The organism is Endozoicomonas sp. Z74 (assembly GCF_057680865.1).
The window spans coordinates 76059-82452 of sequence record NZ_JBLYZI010000010.1 but is presented as its reverse complement, the minus strand read 5'-3'; the positions used below and the strand labels follow the sequence as shown (position 1 = coordinate 82452).

The 6394-nt window shown below is 51.4% G+C and carries 6 protein-coding genes; all 6 read left to right on the top strand.

Going from position 1 to position 6394, the window contains the following annotated elements:
• The first annotated feature begins 502 nt into the window (after positions 1 to 502).
• The gene (uhpC, locus tag ACNRUY_RS04965; protein ID WP_488110534.1) at positions 503 to 1846 is read left to right on the top strand and encodes an MFS transporter family glucose-6-phosphate receptor UhpC; all 1344 of its coding nucleotides are present in this window, start codon (positions 503 to 505) and stop codon (positions 1844 to 1846) included.
• A gap of 211 nt (positions 1847 to 2057) precedes the next feature.
• Positions 2058 to 2486 (top strand): 50S ribosomal protein L13, encoded by a 429-nt coding sequence (gene rplM, locus ACNRUY_RS04960; protein ID WP_488110533.1) that lies wholly within the window; start codon positions 2058 to 2060, stop codon positions 2484 to 2486.
• A gap of 12 nt (positions 2487 to 2498) precedes the next feature.
• Positions 2499 to 2891, top strand: a complete 393-nt coding sequence (rpsI, locus tag ACNRUY_RS04955) for a 30S ribosomal protein S9 (RefSeq protein WP_488110532.1) — start codon at positions 2499 to 2501, stop codon at positions 2889 to 2891.
• Positions 2892 to 3669: 778 nt separating this feature from the next.
• Positions 3670 to 4263 (top strand): ubiquinol-cytochrome c reductase iron-sulfur subunit, encoded by a 594-nt coding sequence (petA, locus tag ACNRUY_RS04950; protein ID WP_488110531.1) that lies wholly within the window; start codon positions 3670 to 3672, stop codon positions 4261 to 4263.
• Entirely contained in the window at positions 4263 to 5498 is a 1236-nt protein-coding gene (locus tag ACNRUY_RS04945) for a cytochrome b (RefSeq protein ID WP_488110530.1), read from the top strand. The genes petA and ACNRUY_RS04945 overlap by 1 nt, the downstream gene beginning before the upstream one ends.
• Complete coding sequence (locus tag ACNRUY_RS04940) at positions 5498 to 6268, top strand: cytochrome c1 (protein WP_488110529.1); 771 nt, start codon at positions 5498 to 5500, stop codon at positions 6266 to 6268. Before ACNRUY_RS04945 ends, ACNRUY_RS04940 begins: the two co-directional genes overlap by 1 nt.
• Positions 6269 to 6394: the final 126 nt, after the last annotated feature.

Genomic DNA, 6394 nt, shown 5'->3' with positions numbered 1-6394 from the left:
AAGAACGCCAATGGAAACTCTGATAGATGGCAAAGAGATCTGGAAGGAAAAATTTGTAGCCTGAATTTGACCTGACAGACACCCTCTGAAAAATCGGTGACTGTCAGATCAGGTCTGAACTACTACATATAACCCGGATGGCTTGGCCAGTGTTGATTGTGGTCATTTGACCAAGGCGTTTCGAAAGCTCTCTGTCAAGTACCACCCTGATCGCCCTTCGGGATCAAATCAGGCTTTTATGCAGTTGAAACAGGACTACGACTCCCGATTGCGTCAGTGTAAATAGTTATCCTGTTCTTTTTATTTCTCTTGTGTATGGCGGGCACCGCAGCAACAGCTTCGGTGCCCGTTTTTAATAATGGATTCTTATGGGGTGATGATTTGTCATTCTATTGCAGCTTGCTACTTTAAATGGGTGTGTGGTTAGACCTTATTCGCCCTTTTGTTCGTTTTTGTGGGGGCGGCGGGTTATGGAATAGGTTAGCTATAACAGGCTGCGATAATGTTTGGACTATTTAAAACCGCAAAACAGCGCCCGCTTATAGAGGACGTCGAAACCGTCAATCAGGCTTATCGTTACTGGCGGGTCCATATCATGCTCGCTATGTATGCCGGATATGCCACCTTTTACTTTACCCGCAAGAGCTTTAATTTTGCCATGCCGGCCATGATTGAGGAGCTGCATCTGGATAAGTCGGATGTGGGTGGGCTGGCTACTCTTTTCTATGTGATTTATGGCTGTTCCAAATTTTTCTCTGGAGTGATCAGTGATCGATCTAACCCCCGGTATTTTATGGGAGTGGGCCTGATTGCCACAGGGGTGTTTAATATCTGTTTTGGCCTTTCGTCTTCCCTGCTTGCCTTTGCTTTGTTCTGGAGCCTGAATGCCTTCTTTCAGGGATGGGGGTGGCCACCCTGCTCAAAGCTGTTAACTACATGGTACTCTCGTTCAGAAAGAGGGCTCTGGTGGGCGGTCTGGAATACCGCCCACAATGTTGGAGGGGCTCTTATCCCGCTGCTGGTGGGTTTTTTTGCGCTGCATTATGGCTGGAGGTATGGCCTTCTCGTGCCTGGCTTTCTGGCCATCATGGTTGGCCTGCTTGCCTGCTGGAGGCTCCGGGACAACCCTGGCACATTGGGGTTGCCAACCGTTGGGCAGTGGCGAAATGATGAGCTGCAAATCCGGCAGGAGAAACAGCCCAGTGGGCTCTCCACGACCAACATACTGGTTAACTATGTATTAACCAATCGTCTGGTCTGGCTGTTGGCCTGGTCTTCCGTCCTTGTGTACATCGTTCGAACCGGTATTAACGACTGGGGAAATCTCTATCTGACCGAGGTCCACGGGTATGATCTGCTGACGGCTAACTCGGCGGTATCCATGTTTGAGATTGGAGGTTTTGCGGGTTCATTAATGGCGGGCTGGGGATCTGATCGTTTTTTTGGTGGGGAGCGTGGCCCCATGAATTTTATTTTTTCCCTTGGGGTGCTGGTGTCTGCCGTAGCATTATGGGGAATATCCAGTCACACCTATATAATGCAGGCAGGCTGTTTTATGGCACTTGGGTTCTTTGTGTTTGGTCCCCAGATGCTGATCGGTATGGCCGCCGCAGAATGTTCCCATAAGGAGGCGGCGGGAGCAGCCACAGGGTTTACCGGGCTCTTTTCTTATCTTGGGGCGGCACTGGCCGGTTATCCTGTGGCGAAAGTGCTGGAGTATTTTCACTGGAGTGGCTTTTTTACGGTATTGCTGGTCTGTGCTTCTCTGTCAGGACTGCTGCTGCTGTTGTTCATCATTGCTGGCCAGCGCCGGAACGGGTGCTTGGGCACTCAAGATAGCCAATGATGAAGTAAATAATCCTGGCGAGGGTGGGTCAGGGGGCTTTCTTTCCTCAGCCCAGAAGCTATAATACCGCTCCCGTTTCCCGATTGAGCGCCCAATGTTTTGAACAGGCCGGTTTTGGCTGGGTATGGGGCTGTTAGCCTGGCTCTTGTCCAGCAGGGGACGGCCAAGTTAGAACAGGTGTTGCGCAAGCGATACCATTGAGGCGGATTTAATGAAAACTTTTAGCGCTAAGCCAGAAACCGTAAAACGTGACTGGTTCGTAGTTGATGCCGAAGGCAAGACGCTGGGTCGTCTGGCAACCGAGATTGCCTCTCGTCTGCGCGGCAAGCACAAGCCAGAGTACACACCTCATGTGGACACTGGTGATTACATCGTAGTGGTTAACGCCGGCAAAGTACGTGTTACCGGACGTAAGTCTACTGACAAGATGTACCACCGCCATACCGGTTACATCGGCGGCCTGAAGTCCATGAGCTTTGACAAGCTGATCGACCACAAGCCTGAGATGGTTATCGAGCTGGCTGTTAAGGGGATGCTGCCCAAGAACGCTCTGGGTCGCGACATGTACCGTAAGCTGAAGGTGTACGCCGGAAGCGAGCATCCACATGCTGCTCAGCAGCCTCAGCAACTGGAAATTTAATCAGGGGTGGTTATGTCTGTAACACAATACTACGGAACTGGACGTCGTAAGTCCTCTACCGCACGTGTTTTCCTGAGAAATGGCTCTGGCAACATTACTGTCAACGGTCGTTCTCTGGATGAATACTTCGGTCGTGAAACTGCTCGCATGGTTGTGCGTCAGCCTCTGGAACTGACTGAACTGACTGAGAAGTTCGACATCAAGATCACTGTATCTGGTGGCGGCGGCTCCGGTCAGGCGGGTGCCATTCGTCATGGTATTACCCGTGCGCTGATGCAGTATGATGAGACTCTGCGCTCACCGCTGCGTAAAGCTGGTTACGTAACCCGTGACGCTCGTGAAGTTGAGCGTAAGAAAGTGGGTCTGCGTAAAGCTCGTAAGCGTCCACAGTTCTCCAAGCGTTGATACGGTTTCTGCGATACTGTTGCCATTGGTTTTTGTAACCTTTGGCAAGAGTGTCAAAGAGTATCGAAAAACGCCCTGCACATTTTTGTGCAGGGCGTTTTTTTATGGCCATGGATGGCCTGTATCCTGAAAATGCAGGAGCAATTTTCAGGATATATCAGGGATGTATGGTATCCCGAAAACGCATGGAGCGGTTTTCGGGGTATGGCCAGGGATGTAATGTATGCTGGCAACGCACGACCACATGGATGTGGGAGCTAGAGTAACGCATGGAGCAGTTACCGTGGAGCGGTTGCCAGTATATGCTATGGATGGCCTGTATCCTGAAAATGCACGACCACATGGATGTGGGAGGTAGGGCGACGCAGGATGCCAAAGCCGTGGAGCAATTTTCAGGATATGTCAGGGATGTACGGTATCTCGAAAAAACTCGATTCTATGGCTGTTATAACAACACTACCTTTCCAAATCGGTCTTTAAAAAATGATAAAGAATGTCCTGGTTTGAGCTGAGGGCATTTTTTTTATGGGCTAAAACCAGTATCATTACGCACTGCCGCTTATGTGGGTAGGTATAATGCGAGGGCGGCTTTATCTGGGGGAGAGTATTGCCCTGGTGCTGCTGTTATATTATGTCCAGCGCCAGGTGTTTCCCGGTTTGCAGGGTGTTCAATGCCCTTGAGCGGGGACTCTGGAAATAAGGGACTTTCCTGCCAGTATCCCACCCATGAACAAAAAGAAGTCATTGGGCGTACAGCCCGGATGGGGAGAGTAGGTTAATGAGTGACAACGGCGTAAACAAAGGCCGGCGCCGCTTTCTCGTGGCAGCGACTTCGGTGGTGGGGGCTGCCGGTGCTGTCGGGGTTGCCACACCCTTTGTCAAGTCATGGAACCCAAGTGCAAAGGCAAAGGCCGCGGGTGCACCGGTCAAGGTGAATCTCAGTAAGCTGGAACCTGGCCAGCAGGTGGTTTATGAATGGCGGGGAAAACCGGTATTCGTAGTGCGTCGTACAAAGGATATGGTGGATGCCCTTTCATCTCTAGATGACCGCGTGCGGGATCCAGGCTCGGAAAAATCAGAACAACCCTCCTATGCCAAAAACAAGGCCCGTTCCCTGAAAGACGAATACCTGATTCTGGTTGGGCTCTGTACTCATCTCGGGTGTTCTCCTAAATATCTGCCTGAAGTCAAGCCCATGGAGTTTGATGCCAACTGGAAGGGGGGGTATCACTGCCCCTGTCATGGTTCAAAGTTTGACCTGGCGGGCCGGGTTTATAAAGGAGTTCCTGCCCCAACCAACCTGGTGGTGCCTCCCTACTCCTTTGAAAGCGATGATGTCGTGATTATCGGCCAAGATGAGGAGAATGCGTGATGGGAAACAAGTTAATGGACTGGGTGGATGCCAGGCTTCCCGTCACCCAGGCGTGGGAAAAGCATCTCAGCAAGTATTACGCACCCAAGAATTTTAATTTCTGGTATTTTTTCGGCTCCCTGGCGTTGCTGGTATTGGTCAATCAGTTGCTGACCGGTGTCTGGCTGACCATGAGTTACGTGCCCAGTGCCGAGGCAGCCTTTGCTTCCGTTGAATACATTATGAGGGACGTAGAGTACGGCTGGCTGATTCGCTATATGCATTCAACCGGTGCTTCTATGTTTTTTGTGGTGGTTTACTGCCATATGTTCCGCGGATTGCTTTACGGCTCTTATAAAGCACCCCGTGAGCTGGTGTGGATTTTCGGGATGGCGATCTATCTGGCCCTCATGGGTGAGGCCTTTATGGGTTACCTGCTGCCCTGGGGGCAGATGTCCTATTGGGGAGCTCAGGTGATTATCTCCCTGTTTGGTGCGATCCCGGTGATTGGCCCGGATCTCCAGCAGTGGATTCGAGGGGACTTCCTGATTTCCGGTATTACCCTGAACCGTTTCTTTGCCTTGCATGTGGTGGCACTGCCTATTGTGATTCTGGGGCTGGTGGTGCTGCATATTCTGGCGCTGCATGAAGTGGGTTCCAACAATCCTGACGGGATTGAGATCAAGAAAAACAAGGGGCCGGATGGTGTCCCTCTGGACGGTATTGCGTTCCATCCTTATTACACCGTCAAGGACATTGTGGGCGTGGTGGTTTTCCTGTTTGTTTTCTGTGGCGTTCTTTTCTTTTTCCCGGAAATGGGCGGCTACTTCCTGGAGCATGCCAACTTTGAACCGGCTAACGGGTTGAAAACACCAGAGCATATTGCGCCGGTCTGGTATTTTGGGGCCTTCTACTCCATTTTGAGGGCAATCACCTTTGATATCGGACCCATTGATTCGAAACTGGGTGGTGTGATCGCCATGGGGGGAGCCATTGCCATTCTGTTTGTGCTGCCCTGGCTGGATCGGAGCCCGGTGAAGTCCTGGCGGTACAAGGGGTGGATCAGCAAAATCAGTATCGTGGTCTTTGCTTTCGTCTTTATTCTGCTGACCTGGTTGGGTACGCAGCCTGCGACGGAAACCTATACCCTGATTGCCCAGATCTGCACATTGATGTACTTCGCGTTTTTCCTGTTGATGCCCTTCTATACCCGTTGGGAGAAAACCAAACCAGTTCCGGAGAGGGTGACCGGCTAATGAAAAGAATAATACTGACCATTAAGTTGTTTCTGGGTTCGGTGCTGTTTTCATCGCTGGTGGCAGCGGCCGGAGGGGGGTACCCACTGGATAAGGCCAACGTCGATCCTACCGACAAGGCCTCCCTCCAGAGAGGTGCAAAGTATTATCAGAACTGGTGTGCAGCCTGTCACTCAACCAGCTTCCAGCGCTATGAACGGGTGGCCGATGACCTGGGCATTCCCCATGACTTGATGATGGAAAACCTGGTGTTCGATAAAACCGCCAAAATAGGCAGTTTAATGCACAACAGCATGGACCCCGTGGAGGCCAAAGCCTGGTTTGGTGCGGCACCTCCGGATTTGACGCTGGTTTCCAGGGTTAAGGGCGGCCCGGACTGGCTGTATACCTATCTGCGTACATTCTACGAAGATCCAAAACGGCCTTATGGGGTCAATAACAAGGTCTTTCCTGATGTAGGGATGCCCCATGTGCTTCTGGAGCTTCAGGGCGTTCAGATTGACAGTTGCGACGGGGCTGACCCTACAAAGCGTGACCCGTTGACTGGCGAGAAGCTGTGTGAGCTTACGGTGGACCCCAAAAGGAAGGGAAGTATGACTCCGGCGGAATACGACCAGATGGTGTATGACCTGGTGAACTTCCTGGCTTATTCAGCGGAACCCATGCAACAGGAGCGGAAGCAGCTTGGGATTTATGTTTTCCTGTTCCTGCTGGTGTTCCTGGTCTTTGCTTACCTGCTTAAGCGTGAGTTCTGGAAGGATGTGCATTAGCGCTGTTGACTGCTGAATCCAGCCTCCTTCGAAACCCGGCCAGTTGCCCGACTGCCCGGGTTTTTATGTCCAGGGATGGACAGTATCCTGAAAATGCAGGAGCAATTTTCAGGGTATATACAGGGA